Annotated in this window: 19 protein-coding genes; 3 read left to right on the top strand and 16 right to left on the bottom strand. The window is 68.1% G+C overall.

Annotation, left to right across the window (positions count from 1 at the left end):
• Positions 1-199 precede the first annotated feature (199 nt).
• The 8 genes from ACFTZC_RS38645 to ACFTZC_RS38610 all read right to left on the bottom strand — a co-directional run bounded on the left by ACFTZC_RS38645 (position 200) and on the right by ACFTZC_RS38610 (position 6,948).
• A complete protein-coding gene (locus ACFTZC_RS38645; protein ID WP_382898373.1) occupies positions 200-793 on the bottom strand; it encodes a hypothetical protein in 594 nt (197 codons plus the stop codon).
• Between the two features lie 22 nt (positions 794-815).
• Positions 816-1,085, bottom strand: coding sequence for a hypothetical protein (locus ACFTZC_RS38640; RefSeq protein ID WP_382898371.1), 270 nt, complete (start codon positions 1,083-1,085; stop codon positions 816-818).
• Positions 1,086-1,184: 99 nt separating this feature from the next.
• On the bottom strand, positions 1,185-1,598 hold the full coding sequence (locus tag ACFTZC_RS38635) for a DUF3846 domain-containing protein (protein ID WP_382898369.1): 414 nt from the start codon (positions 1,596-1,598) through the stop codon (positions 1,185-1,187).
• A gap of 599 nt (positions 1,599-2,197) precedes the next feature.
• Positions 2,198-2,629, bottom strand: coding sequence for a DUF6573 family protein (locus ACFTZC_RS38630; protein WP_382898367.1), 432 nt, complete (start codon positions 2,627-2,629; stop codon positions 2,198-2,200).
• Between the two features lie 167 nt (positions 2,630-2,796).
• Positions 2,797-3,369: a hypothetical protein gene (locus ACFTZC_RS38625; RefSeq protein WP_382898366.1), complete on the bottom strand. Its 573-nt coding sequence runs from the start codon at positions 3,367-3,369 to the stop codon at positions 2,797-2,799.
• Positions 3,370-3,984: 615 nt separating this feature from the next.
• Entirely contained in the window at positions 3,985-5,016 is a 1,032-nt protein-coding gene (locus ACFTZC_RS38620) for a DUF6292 family protein (RefSeq protein ID WP_382898364.1), read from the bottom strand.
• A 184-nt stretch (positions 5,017-5,200) separates the two neighbouring features.
• On the bottom strand, positions 5,201-6,109 hold the full coding sequence (locus ACFTZC_RS38615; protein WP_382898363.1) for a hypothetical protein: 909 nt from the start codon (positions 6,107-6,109) through the stop codon (positions 5,201-5,203).
• Between the two features lie 32 nt (positions 6,110-6,141).
• Positions 6,142-6,948 carry a hypothetical protein gene (locus ACFTZC_RS38610; protein WP_382898361.1) on the bottom strand — a complete coding sequence of 269 codons (807 nt, stop codon included), beginning with the start codon at positions 6,946-6,948 and terminating at the stop codon, positions 6,142-6,144.
• Positions 6,949-7,056: 108 nt separating this feature from the next.
• On the opposite strand from ACFTZC_RS38610, the gene ACFTZC_RS38605 reads away from it, so the two are divergent.
• On the top strand, positions 7,057-7,386 hold the full coding sequence (locus ACFTZC_RS38605) for a hypothetical protein (RefSeq protein WP_382898359.1): 330 nt from the start codon (positions 7,057-7,059) through the stop codon (positions 7,384-7,386).
• Positions 7,387-7,983: 597 nt separating this feature from the next.
• On the opposite strand, the gene ACFTZC_RS38600 is transcribed toward ACFTZC_RS38605, so the two are convergent.
• The gene (locus ACFTZC_RS38600; RefSeq protein WP_382898357.1) at positions 7,984-8,355 is read right to left on the bottom strand and encodes a DUF6233 domain-containing protein; all 372 of its coding nucleotides are present in this window, start codon (positions 8,353-8,355) and stop codon (positions 7,984-7,986) included.
• Between the two features lie 137 nt (positions 8,356-8,492).
• On the opposite strand from ACFTZC_RS38600, the gene ACFTZC_RS38595 reads away from it, so the two are divergent.
• Positions 8,493-8,648: a hypothetical protein gene (locus ACFTZC_RS38595; protein ID WP_382898356.1), complete on the top strand. Its 156-nt coding sequence runs from the start codon at positions 8,493-8,495 to the stop codon at positions 8,646-8,648.
• A gap of 73 nt (positions 8,649-8,721) precedes the next feature.
• On the opposite strand, the gene ACFTZC_RS38590 is transcribed toward ACFTZC_RS38595, so the two are convergent.
• The 3 genes from ACFTZC_RS38590 to ACFTZC_RS38580 all read right to left on the bottom strand — a co-directional run bounded on the left by ACFTZC_RS38590 (position 8,722) and on the right by ACFTZC_RS38580 (position 14,908).
• Positions 8,722-9,471 (bottom strand): hypothetical protein, encoded by a 750-nt coding sequence (locus ACFTZC_RS38590; protein ID WP_382898355.1) that lies wholly within the window; start codon positions 9,469-9,471, stop codon positions 8,722-8,724.
• Positions 9,471-14,018, bottom strand: coding sequence for a hypothetical protein (locus tag ACFTZC_RS38585; protein WP_382898353.1), 4,548 nt, complete (start codon positions 14,016-14,018; stop codon positions 9,471-9,473). Before ACFTZC_RS38585 ends, ACFTZC_RS38590 begins: the two co-directional genes overlap by 1 nt.
• Positions 14,019-14,635: 617 nt before the next feature.
• Positions 14,636-14,908 (bottom strand): hypothetical protein, encoded by a 273-nt coding sequence (locus tag ACFTZC_RS38580; protein ID WP_382898352.1) that lies wholly within the window; start codon positions 14,906-14,908, stop codon positions 14,636-14,638.
• A gap of 230 nt (positions 14,909-15,138) precedes the next feature.
• Between ACFTZC_RS38580 and ACFTZC_RS38575 the strand changes: the two genes are divergently transcribed.
• Entirely contained in the window at positions 15,139-15,846 is a 708-nt protein-coding gene (locus tag ACFTZC_RS38575) for a hypothetical protein (RefSeq protein WP_382898350.1), read from the top strand.
• A 70-nt stretch (positions 15,847-15,916) separates the two neighbouring features.
• Here the strand turns inward: ACFTZC_RS38575 and ACFTZC_RS38570 are convergent, their stop codons facing one another.
• From ACFTZC_RS38570 to ACFTZC_RS38555, 4 genes are all read right to left on the bottom strand, one after another.
• A complete protein-coding gene (locus ACFTZC_RS38570) occupies positions 15,917-16,042 on the bottom strand; it encodes a hypothetical protein (RefSeq protein ID WP_382898349.1) in 126 nt (41 codons plus the stop codon).
• Positions 16,043-16,420: 378 nt separating this feature from the next.
• Complete coding sequence (locus tag ACFTZC_RS38565; RefSeq protein WP_382898347.1) at positions 16,421-16,729, bottom strand: hypothetical protein; 309 nt, start codon at positions 16,727-16,729, stop codon at positions 16,421-16,423.
• A 29-nt stretch (positions 16,730-16,758) separates the two neighbouring features.
• Positions 16,759-17,199 carry a hypothetical protein gene (locus tag ACFTZC_RS38560; protein ID WP_382898345.1) on the bottom strand — a complete coding sequence of 147 codons (441 nt, stop codon included), beginning with the start codon at positions 17,197-17,199 and terminating at the stop codon, positions 16,759-16,761.
• A complete protein-coding gene (locus ACFTZC_RS38555; RefSeq protein ID WP_382898343.1) occupies positions 17,199-17,609 on the bottom strand; it encodes an ATP-binding protein in 411 nt (136 codons plus the stop codon). Before ACFTZC_RS38555 ends, ACFTZC_RS38560 begins: the two co-directional genes overlap by 1 nt.
• Between the last annotated feature and the right edge of the window lie 361 nt (positions 17,610-17,970).

Here is a 17,970-nt window from a genome sequence, read left to right as displayed (position 1 = left end):
CCCAACGCGATGTGCATCGGCCTGGACGAGCCGATCATCGTGGTCACCACGGGACCCGCTATGCTTTAATTCTGCGCTTTGCGCAGAAGTTCGTAGCGGCTATTCCGCTAAAGCGGAATAGCTTTTCTTTTCCCTACTAGGGGAAAGGGGGAAATTGGGGGGGCAGGGATTCATGCACGGCCCCCCCCAATTTCCATTTCTATTCTGGCCCGAGTTGAATATATCCGCCAATTCGAAGAGCGGTAATCCAGCGTAGCCAATCTAGTTCACCGGTCGGAGTGATATATGCGTAGAGTTCCCCGTTTCTTACTCGGTAGAAACTGATGGTCTTTTCCTGGTAAAGGCTTTCCGCTGCGGAAACGACTTCTTTTGTTGCGGTGATTGGATTAGATCCGAGGGCCATTGCGGACCTGATTACGGCGATTTGTTCCCATGTCCAGCCGCGTGCTGCTGCTGCTTTGTGGTGTTTTTTCTCTTCCTCGGCCCAGTGGGTTTCCATGAGGTGCTTTAGTGCTTCGTCGGCTAGCTCTGAGTCTGTGCTCGCTCCGACTGCGGTGGCTTCTGAGAGGCTTTCCACGGCCTGTAGCAGCTTCTTTGCTCCGGTGTCCCCGTTGCGGGCTACGTAGCTGGAAACGGTGTCCCAGGCTTCTTCGAAGGTCATGGGGAAACCGTCTTCGGCGCGGTCTCGTGATTGGTCGATCATTCTCTGTACGGCAATGAAGCCGGTCTGTCCGGTGCAGCTCATAATGCGCAGTCGACCGGAAATCGCGGCGTCTTTGGTGGATACAGGCATTGTGGGCTTCCTTTCGTTTTGCTCAGCCGTTGAGGACGTCGTATGTTGTAAGGTCCAGAATGGTTCCGGATACGTCTCCGTAGTGGGCTACGAGGATTACGCCCCCGTTTTCTCCGTCCCAGAAGGAATTGGGCGTTTCGGTTTCCTGGAGGAATGTGTAGTGGTTGAGTGCGATGTGGGCTGCTCTCTCGGTCGCCTCTTTGTAGTTCTCCGCTTCGACGACGATTACAAATCGATCGTCAAGAAGTTGTTGAGTGAATCCGGCCCAGTCGCATACGAGGGTGAATTTCATTTGGTCGATTCCCTTTTTTCGATAAGGCCGTTCCGCCCGGTTTAGGAAACCCGGGCGGAACGGCTAGTGGTGGTGCGTCAGACTGGAACTGACGTTGTGTCAGTTCTGGTCTCCGCTGCGCATGCACGGGATGTCGACCGTGAGGTTCACGTGAGCCTCAACGAGTGCGGTCAGTTCACGGTCCGTGAGGCCCTTGGTGTCGCCGTCGCGAGTGAGACCGCCGGTGAAGACGGCCGGGCCGTGGTAGTTCTGGTAGAGGGGCCGGAACATGCCCCCGATCTTGTAGGCGGGGACGTTCTTGGCTCGCCCGTTGAGGATGCCTTCGTCGTCCACCCACATGATCAGCCGGTCGGTGATGTCGACCGGCGCCACCATGTCGCACCCGATCGCCTTGTACATCGTGCGGAGGTGCTCCCGGCTGCCGGTCGGCCAGTCGAGGATGAGGAAATCGCCGCTGGGCTTGATCAGGAGGGCGAACGAGGGTGCGGGCGCGTTCTTCGTGGTCTTGTTCATGGTGGGTCCTTTGGTTGTGTTGGGGGGTGTCGGGTGGTGCCACTCCGCCCGACTGAGAAAACAGTATCGCGCTTTCGTCACGAGGTGTGGTTGCGGCGCGCGTGTTGGGGGTGTTTTTCCGGGGGTGGTAGGCCGGTAGGCCAACTGCCTTTGTGGGGTGTGTTGTTGCTGGTCAGACGTGTTTTCGGGTGCTGGCCTACTGGCCTACCGGGGGTGGCTGGGGTATGGCTGTGCCGGGGTGTCCGGGCCCCCCGGCGCGGAGCGCTGGGGGCAAGGTACCGGCTGCGCGGAGCGAGGGGTGCCCGTGCGGAGCACGGGTGGCCCGTCAGCCGGTACCGCTGCGCGTGAGGGCGCGGAGCGCCCGGTGCGGGTGGAGCGGAGCGGAGCCCGTACACGCGGCAAGGGGGTGGTGGAGCGCAGCGGAGCCACCCCCGTCGGGCGGCGCGGTGCGGCCCTACCCCAGCCACCCCCGGTAGAAAAGGCGCCGCTGCGCCCTCCTGGCCCTTTTGCCCCCGCTGCGCCCGTCGGCCCTGCGGTGTGCCGTGCCCGGGGTCCGTGGCCGGCCGTCGTGCCTGTCCGGCCACGGACGTGGTGAGGTGCTAGTCGTCCTCGTGGGCGCATCTGATGGTGATCACCATTTGCCCGCTGTCGTCCGGTCCGGCCTGAGCGATGAGCCGCACGAACTGGGCCGCGTAGGTACGTCCGTTGCGTGGAACCCTGTAGAGCTTGACCTCGATGTGGTCGGTGTTCCGGGCGGCGGCGCGGATGTAGCGGCCGGTCATGAAGAGGACGTCCCAGAGGCGTCCCGTTTCGTCCTGGAAAGTGTTTTTCCGTCTGTTGTCGGCCTCGTTCCAGGCGACGCAGTCGGCCCATGCCTGAGCGGTGAGGGCGACGGGGACGGCGATGCCCGCGTTTCTGGCCAGCTCCTCGCTGGCGGGGACGAGGAGGCCGTCTTCGATCGCCTGGGCGCGGCTGTAGGTGTGGATCGGCTCTCCGAAGATCTCCGTGAGCCTGTTGGGGTTCTGAGTCATGGTGGGTCCTTTGGCTATTGCTGGTGGTTTTTCAGGACCGGTAGGCCAGTAGGCCAGCACGTGTTCTCTCGGAGAAAGGTGCTGCTCAGACGGCTAGATGAGGGGTGGCCTACTGGCCTACCGGATGAGGGAGCTAGCCCCTCTGGTGCCTGTTGTCCCGCGTGGGGCTATCGCTGGTAGGCGGCGATGAGGGCGCGGACCTTCTCCTTGCCGATGCATCCGCCGTTGTGGCGGTGGGCGGAGGGCGGGTTGCCGTTGCGGCCGCGGTGGTGGCTCCAGTAGCGGACCCCGGACCATCCGCACAACTCACAGAGGAGGAACCAGGCGTTATCGCTGCCGGGGAAGCCGGTTGCTACCGGCTTCCAGTAGTGCTCAGTCAGTCCGGCGAAGGCGGTGTGTGCCTGCGAGATGTTGCGCGGAGTCGCAGGCATCCGGGGGTGGAGAAGAGGCACGGGCCCGCAGAGTTCGGCTGTCGCCTCGGCCGTGGGCGGGGGAACTGCGGAAAGGCGTCCGGCGGCGTACTCCTCGGCGAGGTAGGAGGTGGCCATGTCGATGCCCTTGTTGCCCTTGGGCGGGCGGCCGAGATTGTGCTCACCCGCGGTCGTGGTGACCAGCCAGTTTCGATGCCAGCGAAATGCCTTGCCGATGACCTGACCGTCTCCGTCGGCGCCGATGATCACGGGATAGCGACACTGTGTGTCGACTTCTCCGAGACGGACGGGCAGGGGGGAGTTGTTCATGGTGGGTCCTTTGGTTGTGTTGGGGGGTGTCGGGTGGTGCCACTCCGCCCGACTGAGAAAACAGTATCGCGCTTTCGTCACGAGGTGTGGTTGCGGCGCGCGTGTTGGGGGTGTTTTTCCGGGGGTGGTAGGCCGGTAGGCCAACTGCCTTTGTGGGGTGTGTTGTTGCTGGTCAGACGTGTTTTCGGGTGCTGGCCTACTGGCCTACCGGGGGTGGCTGGGGTATGGCTGTGCCGGGGTGTCCGGGCCCCCCGGCGCGGAGCGCTGGGGGCAAGGTACCGGCTGCGCGGAGCGAGGGGTGCCCGTGCGGAGCACGGGTGGCCCGTCAGCCGGTACCGCTGCGCGTGAGGGCGCGGAGCGCCCGGTGCGGGTGGAGCGGAGCGGAGCCCGTACACGCGGCAAGGGGGTGGTGGAGCGCAGCGGAGCCACCCCCGTCGGGCGGCGCGGTGCGGCCCTACCCCAGCCACCCCCGGTAGAAAAGGCGCCGCTGCGCCCCGTTACGGCTGTGTGCGGCGGTCGCACGCGTAGGGCGCGCCAGTCACTGACTGGGGCGCCAGTGAGCGAACCGTGTTCGCCGGCTTCCGGCGAACACGGTCACGGTCGTGGGAGTGCTTCTCAGTCGGTGCGAGGGCGTTTGGTGCCGATGCGCCGGTCGCGGAGTGCGCTGACGACGTCGGCCGGCTCGGGGCGAACGCCGCGGGCCAGGTACCGGATTCCCGGGCCCGCGGGCGGCTCCGGCTCGGCGGTGATGCGGGTGTCCGGGGCAGTGCGCCAGCCGTAGCGCTCGTCCCACAGCAGGGAGTCGAGTCCCTCGTCCAGGACGACGACGAGCGCGGCGCAGACGGCACCCGGCCGTACGGTCACCTCCGCTGTGCCGGGCGTGGAGAGGCCGGCCGCGTGGAGGGCGTCGGTGATCCCTGCGACGTAGGGCGCTGCCGAGACGGCCCGCTGCTGCGCCTGAGCCGTCGCCAGCGCGCGCCTGGCGGCACGCAGGGGGTAGCCGGTTGTATCGGCCACCTCCTCTGCGGTGAGGCTGGCCCTGCTGGTGAGGAGCGTGGCGACGCGTTCGGTACGTAGCGCCATGAGCGCGCGCTGCGCGGTGTCCTCGTGCACTCCGAGGGACTCCCCGACCTGCTCGGCCGTGATGGCGGGATCGGCGGCCAGGAGCTGCGCCGTGCGCGGCTTCAGTTCTTCGCGAGGCATGAGGTCACCGGTGCCCACGGGGCGCCCGCCGCCGTGCCCCTCCCCTACTCGGTCGCGGTCCCACTCGATGATCGTTTTGCGGCGGTGGTGATCGACGCCGGCGCAGACGACCACGTGCTTGGAGAGTTTGGGGTCCGCTCTCTTGTACTCCTTCCAGGAGAGGGCCGATACGGGGCGGCGCAGGATGAGCGGTGCCTCGGACCGGTCGAGGAGGTCGTCCGGATCGTCGTGGGACGGGAGCGGTGGAATGGGCTTGCCGGCGAGATACGCGTCGTGCTGCTCGCCGTCCCAGAGCAGGACGCGGGCTGAGGGGGAGCTGATGGGCGCGGGGAATCCCGGTCGGCGGTGGAGTTTCTTGTTCTTGTACGTCCCCAGACTGACGCCTTCGGCGCGGGCTAGGTCGGCCAGGGTGCGGACGAGGTGCTGACGGCCGGCGCGGATCACGGCTTGTCCTTGAGAGTGAGGGATACGGGCATCAAAACAGTATCGCAGTTCTGTCACATGGCGCGGGGTGGCGGCGGGCACGAGGTGACCGGAGAGCTACAGTCGTCAGGGCGTCCGGGGCCGGCTCCAACGGCCGCGGACGCCCTTCGTGGTCAGCGTGCGGGGCACGCCGAGTGGCGGGTCGTCACCCGCGAGTTAGACCGGCTCGGTGGCTGTACAGGTGGGTGATCAGGGTGTCGAGCAGCTGGTAGAGGTCGGTGTGCTCGGTGATGGTCGGGTCGGCCAGGTCCAGGTGCCCGAGGGGCCGGTAGCGGGCGGTGAGGCCAGCGGAGACGAACCGGAAGCCGTAGGGCTGGTCCTCGAACGTCTCATGCTGCGGGTCGTAGGCGAAGGTGGCGAGGATGCCGATGCTGCGGCGCTGGCGCTCGGCGCGGGCCTCGATGGTGAGGTTGATGGTGTCGCGGCTGTCGCCGTGGGTCTGCATGGAGACCTGGGTGAAGCCGGGCAGGCGGGAGATGCCCTCTGCGAAGAGGCCGGCCTCGCCGGTGCTGTAGGTGCGCGTCTCGCCGTCCTTGTACTCGACGGTGATCGCGCTCTCGCCCCCGTTCCGCTCCTCGCCCATCAGGCCGGGGAAGACGAATTCGCTGTGGCTCCAGGCGCGCCACTGCGGGCGGGCGGTCTCCAGGTTGCCGTTCTCGCGGGCGCAGCGGTTGCACACGGCGTCGTGGCGGTCGATGACGACGGAGGTGAAGGCGCCGCCGCAGTAGACGCACAGGAATCCGTGGATGTCTCGCGTCCAGCCGCCCATCGGCTTGATGTTGAGGACCAGTTGGTCCCAGGCGCCGATGGACTCGGTGACGGTCTTCTGTCGTTTGGCCACGTACTCGGTGTAGACGGAGGCGGTTCGGTCGTGACCGTGTACGGCGATCAGGGTGTGGGCCCACGCCGTCTGGAGGTCCTTGGCGTCTTCCGGGAGGTCGGGGCGGCCGTTGTACGGCACGAGGGCCCCCAGTCCGGAGTCGTCGGCGAACAGTCGCCCCATCTGGGTGAGTAAGCGGGCGCGGGCGGTCTGCTGGGTCTGGGTGCTGGGCATGGTGGTGTCCTTCTGCGGGTTGGCGGTCGTGGTCACTGGGTGGCGGGCTGGGCGTGGCGCAGGGTGTGGGCGGCGAGTTCGGTCCGGCGCCGGTGGGCCTGGTCGAGGTTGGCGTGCAGCTGCTCGGCGGTCTGCGCCGACGTCCGGTCGAGGTCGGCCAGCGCCTCCTCCAGCGCGGGGTGCCCGGCCTCCTGGATCTGCCGGTAGGCGGCCTCATCCCGGGGGGAGGAGCAGAAGAACGGACGGGCGGCGGCGGTCTCGGCGCGCTCCCGCCACATGTCGATGGCGATGCCCGCCTCGTCGACCGCGAGGACGTAGGCGTGGTGGGCGGCGAGCCACGCGGGCGCGGTGCTCAGTGCCTCCCAGCGGAGTTCGACCTGGTGGAGCAGGCGGTCCCGTTCGGCGCGGGCGACCTGCTCGTGGGCCAGGCGGTCGCGGACGTCGGCGTACCGGTAGGTGGCGTCCATCAGACTCACCAGCCGCATGCCCTCCGTGTGCGCCTCGGGGCCGCGCGGGTCGACGTCGGGATGTTCAGCGGCCCAGCGCCGCAGCGCCGCGTCGTACTCGGCGTCCATGGTCTCGGCGACGCCGGTGAAGCCGTCGATATCGAGGGGGGAGAGGTTGGTGATCACGCTGGTGCCCTTCGGTCGGTGGTCGGGGTCGATGCCCCGGGATCGCAGATCCGCGTACACGGTCGGCCGGCTGATCCGCGCGGCCTCGGCGAGCGCGGCGATCGTGGTCTCGCCCGCCTGCCAGGCGCTGGCGAGCAGGTCGGCCCGGCGGCCGGGCCTTGACCAGTCCCGCAGTGCGGCCATCGCGTTGTCTCGTCTGGTACTCACCCAACGACGGTGCTGTAAAACGCTTTTACATGTCAAATAGCTTTACAGTGCTCGTCTGGAAAGCGTCACCGACCGTCCTGAATGCATCGTCCCGTGGGTCTGTGGTCAGTGAGCAGGGGTGAGGAGATCAGCGCCGATCAGCCCTGCCTCCAGGCGTCGGGATGCGGCTGCGCACAGGGCGTCAGCCATGGTGAGCACGTAACCGGCCTGGGCGGCGGTCTGGATCAGCTCCAGCGCGACGGCGGCGTCCTCCGGGAGCGTGGCGCGGTGCTTGGCCGGCCCGGGAAGGCGGACACCGAGCACCCCGAGATCGGCAAGCAGAGCGTCGGCGTGCTGGTGCGCGCCGACCTGGGCCATGGTGGTGATGAGGTCGGTGACGGCGGCCTCGGGCAGTACCGCGTACGGCAGCGCGTGCTCAACGAGATCTCCGGGGCCTGAGGTGAACCAGGCGAGTACCGCGCGGGCGGTGAGGACCAGGCGCTGGTCGTCCCTGTACGCCCGGCGGCCGGAGCCGTGCTCTCGGTCGGGCAGCGGTTGCAGGACCGGGCCGAGGTCGGACCAGCAGCGTCAGCGCGGCATCCTGGCACGAGGCGCAGCCTTCGAACGCGGCACCGGTGACGTCCTCGAACAAGGCGCTGTCCGCCTGCCATCCACCAGGCTGCGGGACGGCGTCCAGACTCCAGCCGCGGTGGGCATGAGTCTCCGGCGGGCGCGGCCGGCGCGGCTTTCCAGACTTCTCTCGGCCCATGGCAGCTCCCCTTCAGCGCACTGATAGACCTCATTGAGACCGTAGTCCGCCGTGCTCCATGGCGGGGCACAAAGCCCGAATGCTCACGCGATCGAGCTTCCATCTGGTACTGGTCCCCAGGCGGAGCCTGCTTCACCGACTTGGCCCCGGAGATCTTGCTTCTCTGCCGGCCGTGAGTGGCTACACTGTCGGGCGGTCCCTTGTTGGGGGGCCTTTGGCCGGTGCCCGTGCCACCCGCTTCGGCGGACTGAGGGCGCCGGCCTTCTTCGTGTGCTTAGTGCTGCGGCTCAGGCGGGATGGCAGGCTTCGCAGGCTGTGGCCCAGCTCTCGCGCAGGAAGACCGGCACCTGGTGGGGCGGCACCGGAGTGAGTCGGCCGCGTGCGGCCCAGCAGTCCTCCCCGGTGTGGAGCAGGAGGGCGCGGTGGCCGGGCTGGTCGTGCCGCAGGGCCTCCAGGACCGGTTGCCGGTGGGCCCGCTCGGTGGGGACCCGGCCGTAGTCTTCGCCCGCGACAGGCGTGACGGCCGAGGCCGGGACGGCGACGCAGACCCGGTAGACCCATTGGCCGTCCGCCTGCTGCCGACGGGCCTGTAGGCGGCCCTCGACGCGGCGCCCGCCGGGCAGGGTCACCTCGACAAGCGGATCCACATCATCGTTCACGCGTTCGAATATACAACCGCGCTGTCAGGCGGCGGCTCGCCGATGCGCGCCTACTTCACATCGTGACGAAAGAGCGATACTGTTTTCTTGTCGGTGGCAGTGGCAGTCACCGGCGCCCCCCAATAGAGAGGTCAGTCATGGCGAAGAAGAAGGAGTCTCCCCCGCAGAAGCCGGTGGCCTGCGGCCGTTGCTCCAACGGGCAGCGCATGGTGACGGTCAACCAGTGCGGTGCTGACGGCACGCCCTACAAGGCGGTACGGATGGAGAGGTGCGACTGCCAGAACAGCCGCTAACGCCCTCAGCCCGCTGCCCCGGTACCCGTGTCAGGGTGCCGGGGCAGCGGGCATTTCGAGCAGCTGCTGATCCCTACTCTCCGGAGTCCGGGAAGACACCGCCGTTCCCCGGGTTGAACTCCCCGAGGGTCATCGAGCGGATCTCTCCGAACTGCCAGCCGGTGCCGGGCGCGTAGTTGGTGCCGAACGCTTCTGAGAGCTTGTCCTTGGCCTCGTCGTCGTTGCCGCTGAGGAATGCGCGCGTCGGCTCGGCCATCACGTCACCCCGGAAGTTGCAGTTGATCTCACGCCACCGCTCGTCCTTACGGCGGCCGGTATCGATGATCACACGGGCGGACATCGAGACGTGCACCCCGCTGGTCGACATCCGGCTGGCCCGGCGAGAACTCATCGCGGCTTTGCGCGCGACGGGCGAGCGCAGCGTGGCCCGGTGGAGCTTCTGCTGATTTCCGTGCGGGCGCTGCTCGGCGATGTGCTTCTTCTGCGCGGCACCGGTCAGCTTGGCGATGTGCGCAGCCTGCCGCTTGCCCGGCTCCTGGCCCCGACGCTCGCGACGCATCCACTCCTTGATGGTGCGCGGCTTGACGCCCGCGGTACGGGCAGCCTCCTCCACGCCGCCCATCTTCTGGACGGCCTTGTCGACCGTACGGGGCACCGCCTTGTCCTCCTCGCGCATCCACCGGCGGACCGTGCCCGGCGTGACGCCAGCGGCGCGTGCCGCCGCGTCGGCGCCGCCCAGCAGCCCGACCCGCTCGCGGATCGTGCCCGGCAGCTTGCCGATCCACGCGCCCCAGAGGACCTCTGCCTGATCCTTGATCGCCATCAGACGCTCCACTCTTCAGCCGGGGTGAACGCGGACGCCGTGGGGAACCAGTTCTTCCCGGGGCGGAGGCTGCCGAAGACGTCTGCGGCCATGGCCGCGCCCTCCGGCTTGAAGTTGCCGAGATCGCGGGCCATCTTCAGACCCGGTACGGCGGTGTAGAAGTCGGGGTCGTCCGTGACATAGGCGAGCATGTCCGTCTTGACCGCGATCGGCCACATGCCGCTGGTCTCCCCCACGCGCATGATGGTGCGGGTCAGATTCGCCTGCTGCGCTGCCATGATGAACTGCTGCGCGTCCGGGCGGAACGTGTCGCTGTCCTTGATGCCACGGCTCGGATTGCCCTTCAGATGGTCGGAGTTGAACAGCCCGATGCTGTTGGTGTACACGTCCTTGAGCGTCTCGGCGACCGTCTCGTCGGTGTCCTGAGCCAAGGTCTTCTTGGCCGTGGCGAGCTGCCGGTACCAGCTCTCCAGCATCCGATAGTGGTCGGGCCAGATCCACGCCTCACTGACCTCGATGTCAGCCTTGAGATCGATCGCCGCGTACGCCAGCGTCGGTGTCGCGTAGAGGCGGGCGCTCCCGTCGTCCTTACGGGGCCCGAACGGGTCGAACGTCCCCCACTGTTCCCAGCCGGGCGCCCGCGCGATCCACAGGCCCGGGACGTTCGGGTCGAACGTCGGGTTCACGACGTGCTCCACGCGCCCCCGGCCCAGCCGAACGCTGCTGCACACCGACAGGTACGAGGCGCGAGCGTCGAAGAGCAGGACGAACCGCTTCTTCAGCTCCTCCTGGGTGGGCTGGCGGTCCCAGACCTTCGCCGTGTAGAGGTTGCGGCGCTGCATCAGGATCTCCGGCATCTCCGCGCGCTCCAGCGGATCGGCGCGGCGGCCCGTCTTCGGACGGGTCGCGCGCAGCAGCTCGTGCCCGGTGACACCGGCGCTGCGACGGTAGGTGATGCCGATGGTGTCGGCCAGTTGCTGGAGCCGACGGGCGAGCAGGCCGGGCGCGGGGTCGTCATCGAGGAAGCGGTCACCGAACAGCTTGGCGTGCGGGGTGAGCACGAGCTGCGCGGAGACGTTGCGGCCGCCACCGGGGCGCTGGCGCCAGATACGGGTGGGCGCTCCCCAGCCGGCCACCTCCCAGCCCTCCGTACGGGCGCGGGAGAGGAAGGGGTGGTCGCTGTGCTGAGCGAGGTAGGCGCGCCGCTCCTCCAGCGGGCCGTCCTCGGGCACCGGCAGATCGAGCGCGGCCGTCAGCTCGTCGGTGAGATAGATCTGTCCGTCGTCGGGCCGCCACCGGGCCGACGGGCCGGTGCCGCGTACGGATCCGCCGTGCCCGAGTCCGATTTCGTCGGCCAGCTCAGCGAGGCGCCCGGCGTGCAGCTCCTCCAGCGGCGGCAGGGGCAGAACCTCGCCGTCAGGCAGGTGGAGGCCGTCCGTGTGCGCGACCGCTGCCGCGGCCCTCCACGGGGTCGTCACCGTACGGGACGAGGCGGGGGTTTCGTCCTGCTCGGGTACGGCGGTGTGCTCGAAGTAGGGGCCGTCCATCTGCTCGTCGAGGGCGTCACGCACCCCGACGGCCCCAGCCTGGTCCTGGTCCTGGTCCTGGTCCTGGTCCTGGTCCTGGTCCTGGTCCTGGTCCTGGTCGGTGTTGTCTTCCGGCGGAGGAGCGGAGGCCAGCGACTGACCGTCAGGGAGGGGTTCGGCCAAGGCCTCGACGCGCGGCGCCGGGGGCGTGCTCAGCAGCCCAGCGGGCACCACGGGCGTCGCCGACGCGGCGGGGCTGGGCTTCTCGGCGGGGGCGACCGGCGGAGGCAAGAGCGCGGAGAGGTCGAAGAGCGGGTCAGCCTGCGGGGCGGGCGGCGCCGGGGGCCGCTGCGGGCTCGCGTGCTGTCCGGGATCGTCCCCCCCGCTGTCGGAGTCCATCAGCGCGGACGCGGGCATGTCCCACACCCGACGCCGGCCGCCGGGCATCGGCCGACGGGGCTTGACCCAGCGGCCGTTCTTCGTCGCTTCGTACTCGACAGCGATGACGTGTGCCTGCCGCAGCGACTCCGTCAGCACGTTGGCAGTCGCGGTGAAGGACTCTTCAAGCTCCCGCGCCATGCGCAGAGCCATGCGTGTGGCCTGCTGGTGGTCGAGCCATACCCGCTCCTCCAGGCGGCCGTCGGGGCCTGCTTCCTGGGTGACGACTCCCAACTGGACTCCCCCCGCGCGCAGTACGGGGCGGTCGCCGGGGGTCAGCGGATTCTCGGCGCTGTTGTCCGACACCGACCAGCCGTACCGCAGCGCGGTTGCCTGGTCGGCGGGGCATTTGCCGTCAGGTCCCACGAGGTGGCCGTGCTTCCCGTTGATCGCCGTGGCGAGGTAGTTCAACAGTCGCTTGTGCATGGTCTGGTTCTCCAGCAGATTCTGTTCGCGGTCCGCCGCGTCCAGCAGTGAGACCCACGCGCGTGCCCAGGCGTCCGTGACTTCCTCGGAGGTGAGGGCGCCGGTCTCGGTGAGGTAGCGGAGCATCATGTGCCAGCCGGTGGCGAACTGACCGAGGTGCTCGGCGGGGCGGTCGCCGCAGTAGGGGCGGAGGCGTGAGGCGTAGTCGGTGGCCAGGCGCCGCACGGTGGCGCAGTGCGCCTCGTAATCGTGGGCGATCCACCGGATGTACGAGGACATCAGGAACGCGCACTGGTGGGCGAAGGCGGGGTCGGACATCCGGGCGAGCTGGTCGATGTCGATCTCGGCGCGGGCCATCTGGATGGTGAGCATGCGCTGCTGGGCCGACTCGGTCGAGGCCAGGACTTCGGATGTCTGGATCAGGGAGCCGCGCGGGCCGCGCTGCTCGTCCAGCTCCAGTTCGCCGTCGACCTGCCGCAGCCGTACGCGGCCTTCGCCGTTGTACTGGGTGCGGCCCATGCGGGAGGTGCGCACGGCGGCGTCCCGGACGCTGCGGTCGGGCGCGGAGTCGTCGCCCATCACCAGGGCGTCCTTCATGCGGTAGAGGACTTCGGTGGTTCCGAGCTGGGTGGAGCCGGTGTCCGAGATGGACAGGAGCGACTCGGTACGGTCCAGCTCCGGGGCGAAGTGCCGCAGTACGAGGGTGCCGACACCGGTCTTGCCGGAGCCGGGCAGGCCGGTGAGGCAGATCGAGCTGGGGCACCGGAAGTAGGGGCTGCGGAAGGCCAGCCCCATCATCGCGACGGTCGCGTACTCGGGGGTGTGCGCGGGGATGGACAGCGAGGTCAGGGCTGCCGCGCGGATCCGCGCGGGGTCCGCCGTCGGGGCAGGCAGCCCCATGAGCGCGAGGCGGCCGGGGAAGCGCGTGCGGAGCGGCACATGGCCGGTGGCGGTGATCCCGCCGTCGGCGTGTACGTACATCCATTGGTCGTCATCGGTGCGGCGCCATCCGGTCGCGGCGTAGACCGGTACGCGAACGGCGTCGGGGCTGACCTCCCGGATGGCGCCGCAAATCTGCGCGATCGCCGTCTTGTTTCCGCGGTAGTACACGTTGGGCCAGGGCAGGTCATGCAGCCAGGTGCCGGCCTCGAAGTCTTTCTTCGCCACCCGCATCAGGACCGGCTGGTCGAGGTGCTTGGGGTGGAGGAGCTGGAGCACGTAGCCGGTGGTGGGCCGCTGGCCCCGCACGTCCTCCAGGACCCCGTCATCGAGGGCCTGGGCCGCCTCGTCGTCACCGGTGGGGCGGGCGCGGCGCGGCTTGCTCGCCTCGTCGTCCCCGACGTCGCGGGTCTCCACCCGGACGATGGTCGCCACACAGCCGAGGACGGTGTCGAAGGTGACGTCGTACTGCTTGACGCCGTCGCCGTCCTCCCTCAACGGCTTACGGATCACCCGGACGATTTCCCCGTGCCGGACCGTGTACTCGTCGCGGCGATTGGGCCGTCCGTCGTCACCGGGGATCGGCTCACCCCAGAACGCTGCCGTAGCCGTGGGGTGAGTGAGCACCTGGGCACCCTCGGCGGCTGCTGCCTCCTTGGGCTCCTCGGGCACCGGTACCAGGGCGTCGAGCGCGAGCCCTGCGGCGAGGTGGTCGTCCAGGTCGGCGCCCTTCTCCTCGATGGGCGTCTGGAGGATACGCACGGACAACGCCACATCGAGCACAGCGTCACGGGCTTCCCGCGCCGACTTGTGCCCGGTCGTGTCACGGTCGGCCAGGATGACAACGTGCTGACCCGCCAGCAGCGCCGTGTGATCCGGGTTCCACCGGCTCGACCCCGACCCCGGCTTGGTGGTGGCCAGCAGGCCCATCGTCTCGGCCGCGTGGACGACTTTCTCGCCCTCCCCCAGGTAGACGGTGGACCCCTTGGGCGCTGCCTCCAGCTCCGGGGTGCGGTAGAGCGGTACGTTGTCGGGCATGTGCAGCTCGATGCCCTTGTGGACCACCTTCGCGCAGGTCTCACAGGCGCACGGCGGATCACCGGCCGGGCGCTCCCAGGTGATCCGCTTTCCCGGCTTGATGCCCTCGGCGCGGCAGGTGGCGCAGCCGGTGCACTCCCGACGGATCTTCTCCCCGACCACCTCGCCGGCTGCCGTCACGTACAGATACCTTGCCTGCTCGGTGAACCGACCGGAGCAAGCGGGCTTCTTCGGCTTCCTCTCGGCGGGGGCGGCCACCGTGTTCTTCCCGGCACGTGCGCGCGGAAGGCGCGGGATGCGTCGGGTGGCGCGGGCAGTTTTCTTCTCCTCGGGCATCGGATCGTCGTACAGATCCCCTAGGCCCATTCCCACGGCGGTGACGACGTCCTTAGCGTGGCAACCCGCGTGGCAGAAAATCACCGTCTTGCGCTCAGCCGTTTTGTAGTCGACGGCCAGCGACGGCTCGGCATCGTCATGAGCGGGACACTGGGCTTTGACCTTGTGTGTTCTGAGCGCTACGAGCCGTGATCCATTGGTTTCAAGGGCTGAAACAAACCGGTCAAAAGACCTGGCGCCCTCGTTGTACGGGACGGACATTGCTACCCTTCGAATGTTGGGCAGACCAGCACCCGACCGGTGAGACGGTCGAATGAGCCTTACTTAGTGGTGGGCGGTCAGATCGTTCCTGGTGAAGGAGCGCTCTGGGTGTGGGGTCAGCTATTTTGCGAGGTCTCCGGGTGGTGCCGGGGGCCTCGCAGCCCTTTACGGACCCTGTGCTGTCATCTGGATCAAGGGACTCATGCGGCCATCAGCTCCCCGTTGGGTCCACGGACCCGCCGCGTTCGGCGCCTGGATGCGCGCATCTGGCGCATCTGCTCCTTCGTACGGCTGACGAGCTGCGTGTCGAGCTGCTTCTGCTCATCGTCGGTGTGTACATGCAGCTCGATCAGCGCCCGCAGGTAGTCGACCATGGAACCGCCAGTCTCGCCGACGGCCCTGGCCAGCGTTTCCTTCTGCTCGACAGTCAGATCCAGCGTGAGCCGGTGCGGGAACCCCGGACGTCCAGCCATATGCCATCCCTCCAAATGTACAGACGCTAGGACCCTATCTCCTTGATCTCGATCGAGGGAAGCCGCCCCGCACACTCCCGCCGATATGTTTGAAATGCTGTCACCATCCTCACCAGCTCCGGCAGTCACAGCGCCGGACGGGTACGGACCTTCCCGCCGGGCGGGCCACGAGGTCAGAACGCGTCCCGAAGCACGGGCACGGCGGTCAACATCGGTAAGGGGCGGTGGAGATGGGGACGCACGAGGTGATGGTCGCTCTGGCCGCAGACGGACGGGCGTGGGTCGACGGCGTCGAGGTGAACGCCGGCCACGGCACACTGGAGGAGAGCCGGGCTGCCGCCCTGGAGCAAGTCCGGCGGATCGTACGACAGCGTCGGCGCGCCGTACGGGTGGCGGCCACGGATCCGGACGGGAGCCTCTGGAGGTTCGGAGTCGTCTTGGACGGGACGGTCGTGACCCCGGAGCAAGTCCAGGAGGCGATGACCGATCCGGACGCGGTCGAGGTGCCGGCCGCATACCAGCACCGGGCGGCGGCCGTCTCGGCCGCGCTCGACGGGGGCCAGGAACACATCGCCATGCGGCTGGCGCTCCTCCTGGAGGAGGACGCGGCCCAGGAGCACGGACCAGAACACCCCTACGTCCTGCGGGCACGGGAGTTGAGAGCGCACGCCACCGCGGAGTGCGGACTGCCCAGCGCCGGAGCAGAGCTGTACCTCGACGCGGCGCGGGGATGGGCCCGCCTGCACAGTGACGCGTACTGGGGAGCGGTGCAGCGCGCGTACGCGCTGTGGCACCGGGCAGCCGAGAACGAGGCGCGCATGGTGTGGATCGGTGAGCAGCTCGTCGACGTCCTGCGGGAGGCCGGCGACCGGTCCCACATGCCCATCCGAACTGTGCTGCGGCGCGTGGATGAGCTGCGCTTCAAGTCCGCTGGCTGAGCACGGCAACGCCCCGGCTCCTGTGCAGTGTTGGGCAGACAGGGAGCCGGGGCGAACTATGTGCCGGGGGTCAGTCGGCACAACCCGCGGACGGCCAGATCACAAGGACATCGCCCTCGTAGGTGGTGAGCCGCCCGGGGTGGCTGAGACGTACGGCATCAATGTCGTCGTCGGTGAAGTAGTGGTGAGCGAGCACGGCACTGCCCACCACTTCGACCCGGAGGGGCCCGTACAGACCAGCCAGGATCCGTTCCAGGGCACACGGGCCCTTGTGCCCTGGAACTGTGCAAACAAATTCAGACGGCTGTTCCATCGGTTCCTTTTCCCTGTGCAGCCAGGGGTTTTGACGAAACACGCTCCCCTGAAATTCGCGTAAGCAAATCTATATGTTCGCGATGGAGAGGGTCAAGGGACTTCAAAGGACGACCCAAAGACCCCCGGCTCCGGGTCGGTTGTTGGGCAGACCAAGGAGCCGGGGGCCGCTGGGGCGGCGGAGGCCGGCCGGGGGGACCGGCCTCCGCCTGGGGGCTCCTGACGCCCGGTACGGGGTCAACGCGGGCTCAGGAGCGGTCTGTTAGCCGGTGGGATCGTCTGGCTCGGACTGCGAGGGCACGCTCCGTACAAGGAAACGCTGCCGGGCCCGCGAGTCGATCTGGCGAATCGCGCGCCGGGTCTCGCCGAGCCGCCGGTACATCTGATCCAGCAGCTCGTCAGCCTCCGTGAGCTGGCCCACCAGTGACGTGCTGGTGGGCTGCCACTGACCATCGGGCGCACATGCGCGCAGCGCCCCGGAGAGCGCCGTGGTGCAGTCGCTCATGACCGTCCGGAACTCCGCGGTCTCTGCCGCGGTGTAGTCGCTCTCCTGCAACGTGCTGTCGTTCACTCGCTTCTCCGGGAGGTCGGGTGTCCTGATCATGGGCGGGGGGACTCGGGCTCGATCACGGCCAGCAGATCGCGGGATGCGCCCGCCAGTCGTATGAGTGCTCGTCGGCATGACGCGGGTGTGCGGGTCTCATCCAGCAACGCCTGAGCGGCTGCCGCGAGATCTGCGGCGCCCGCGTCGCGACTCCAGGGGATGAAGACCATGAGGTAGCCGCGGAGGGTCATGGCCAGACCCTCCTGTTCGTGGTGGGTCTCTCCGTACCGTCCGGCGAGCACCAGGGAGATGGTCCGCCGGACGGGGTCCGGGTCTTCGTTGGCCAGTTCCTCGGTCAACGACCTGCGCAGCGACGAGAGCAGTGTGTGCAGCAAGACGTCGTCAGCCTGCGAGCCGAGATCTACCGTCGTCAGCGGACGCGGCCAGTGTGTTCCGGCGGTACGGACGGGCGCATCGACGGCGCTGTTGAGCTTCATCACGGCCTCCGATCAGCGTCGATCTGGGCCCAGACAGCGGTTCCGGTCTGTGTGTAGTACCAGCTCCACCGAGCGGAGGACAGGCCAACGAGGAAAAGGCCGCGCCCGGACTCGGCCTCAAGTCCAGCTTCTAGATTGACGAAACCGAGCTTCCGGCCGGCAAGCCCTCCGCGATCGGTCACGGTCACGGTGAGCGTGCTGGAGGTGCGGACCAAGACGACGCGGACGGTCGGGCCCGGCGCATGCCGCACTGCGTTGGAGGCGAGTTCGGCCACGATCAGCTCGGCGGTCTCGATCTCAGGGATGCAGACATCCCAGGAATTGAGTTCCTGGTGTACCCAGTGGCGTGCCTGTGTCGGTGTACGCCGACTGAGTCCGGGAAACGTACGCCAACTGACCGTGCCCATCATCGCGTCACCTCATCTCGGGACAGCGAGGCCAGGTGATCGGTGATTGCGTCGGCCACCGGACGAAGGGCTCTGTGAACGGCGTGTATTCCCGCAAGCGCCACCTTGGACGAGGCGAGAGCGGCCCCAGCCTGCTGGCGTGCCTTATCCATCGCTGCGGCAGCTTGACGACGTCGGCGTGTCTTCTCGGAGTTGCTCAACCGGCCGCGGTTTCCACAGCGCGAGCAGATGTGTGTCTCCTCGCCCTGGGCCTGTGTCAGCAGTGGCATGGCTGCTCCGATCACCAAGATTCCAACACCGTGCGAGCGGCTGGCTACCTCACGTATTCATCTGGCTCTAGAGTGGCCCCCGCGCACCTATCTGC

This window comes from Streptomyces sp. NPDC056987 (assembly GCF_042673865.1).
Classification (GTDB): Bacteria; Actinomycetota; Actinomycetes; order Streptomycetales; family Streptomycetaceae; genus Streptomyces.
Note: the sequence above shows the minus strand (reverse complement) of the source record. Positions and strands in the feature narration are given on the sequence as shown.

Excerpts from the sequence above, each read along its gene's own strand:
- ACFTZC_RS38645 (WP_382898373.1), bottom strand. The coding sequence starts at position 793 with ATGCCTGTATCCACCAAAGACGCCGCGATTTCCGGTCGACTGCGCATT.
- ACFTZC_RS38640 (WP_382898371.1), bottom strand. The coding sequence starts at position 1,085 with ATGAAATTCACCCTCGTATGCGACTGGGCCGGATTCACTCAACAACTT.
- ACFTZC_RS38635 (WP_382898369.1), bottom strand. The coding sequence starts at position 1,598 with ATGAACAAGACCACGAAGAACGCGCCCGCACCCTCGTTCGCCCTCCTG.
- ACFTZC_RS38630 (WP_382898367.1), bottom strand. The coding sequence starts at position 2,629 with ATGACTCAGAACCCCAACAGGCTCACGGAGATCTTCGGAGAGCCGATC.
- ACFTZC_RS38625 (WP_382898366.1), bottom strand. The coding sequence starts at position 3,369 with ATGAACAACTCCCCCCTGCCCGTCCGTCTCGGAGAAGTCGACACACAG.
- ACFTZC_RS38615 (WP_382898363.1), bottom strand. The coding sequence starts at position 6,109 with ATGCCCAGCACCCAGACCCAGCAGACCGCCCGCGCCCGCTTACTCACC.
- ACFTZC_RS38595 (WP_382898356.1), top strand. The coding sequence starts at position 8,493 with ATGGCGAAGAAGAAGGAGTCTCCCCCGCAGAAGCCGGTGGCCTGCGGC.
- ACFTZC_RS38590 (WP_382898355.1), bottom strand. The coding sequence starts at position 9,471 with ATGGCGATCAAGGATCAGGCAGAGGTCCTCTGGGGCGCGTGGATCGGC.
- ACFTZC_RS38580 (WP_382898352.1), bottom strand. The coding sequence starts at position 14,908 with ATGGCTGGACGTCCGGGGTTCCCGCACCGGCTCACGCTGGATCTGACT.
- ACFTZC_RS38575 (WP_382898350.1), top strand. The coding sequence starts at position 15,139 with ATGGGGACGCACGAGGTGATGGTCGCTCTGGCCGCAGACGGACGGGCG.
- ACFTZC_RS38560 (WP_382898345.1), bottom strand. The coding sequence starts at position 17,199 with ATGAAGCTCAACAGCGCCGTCGATGCGCCCGTCCGTACCGCCGGAACA.
- ACFTZC_RS38555 (WP_382898343.1), bottom strand. The coding sequence starts at position 17,609 with ATGATGGGCACGGTCAGTTGGCGTACGTTTCCCGGACTCAGTCGGCGT.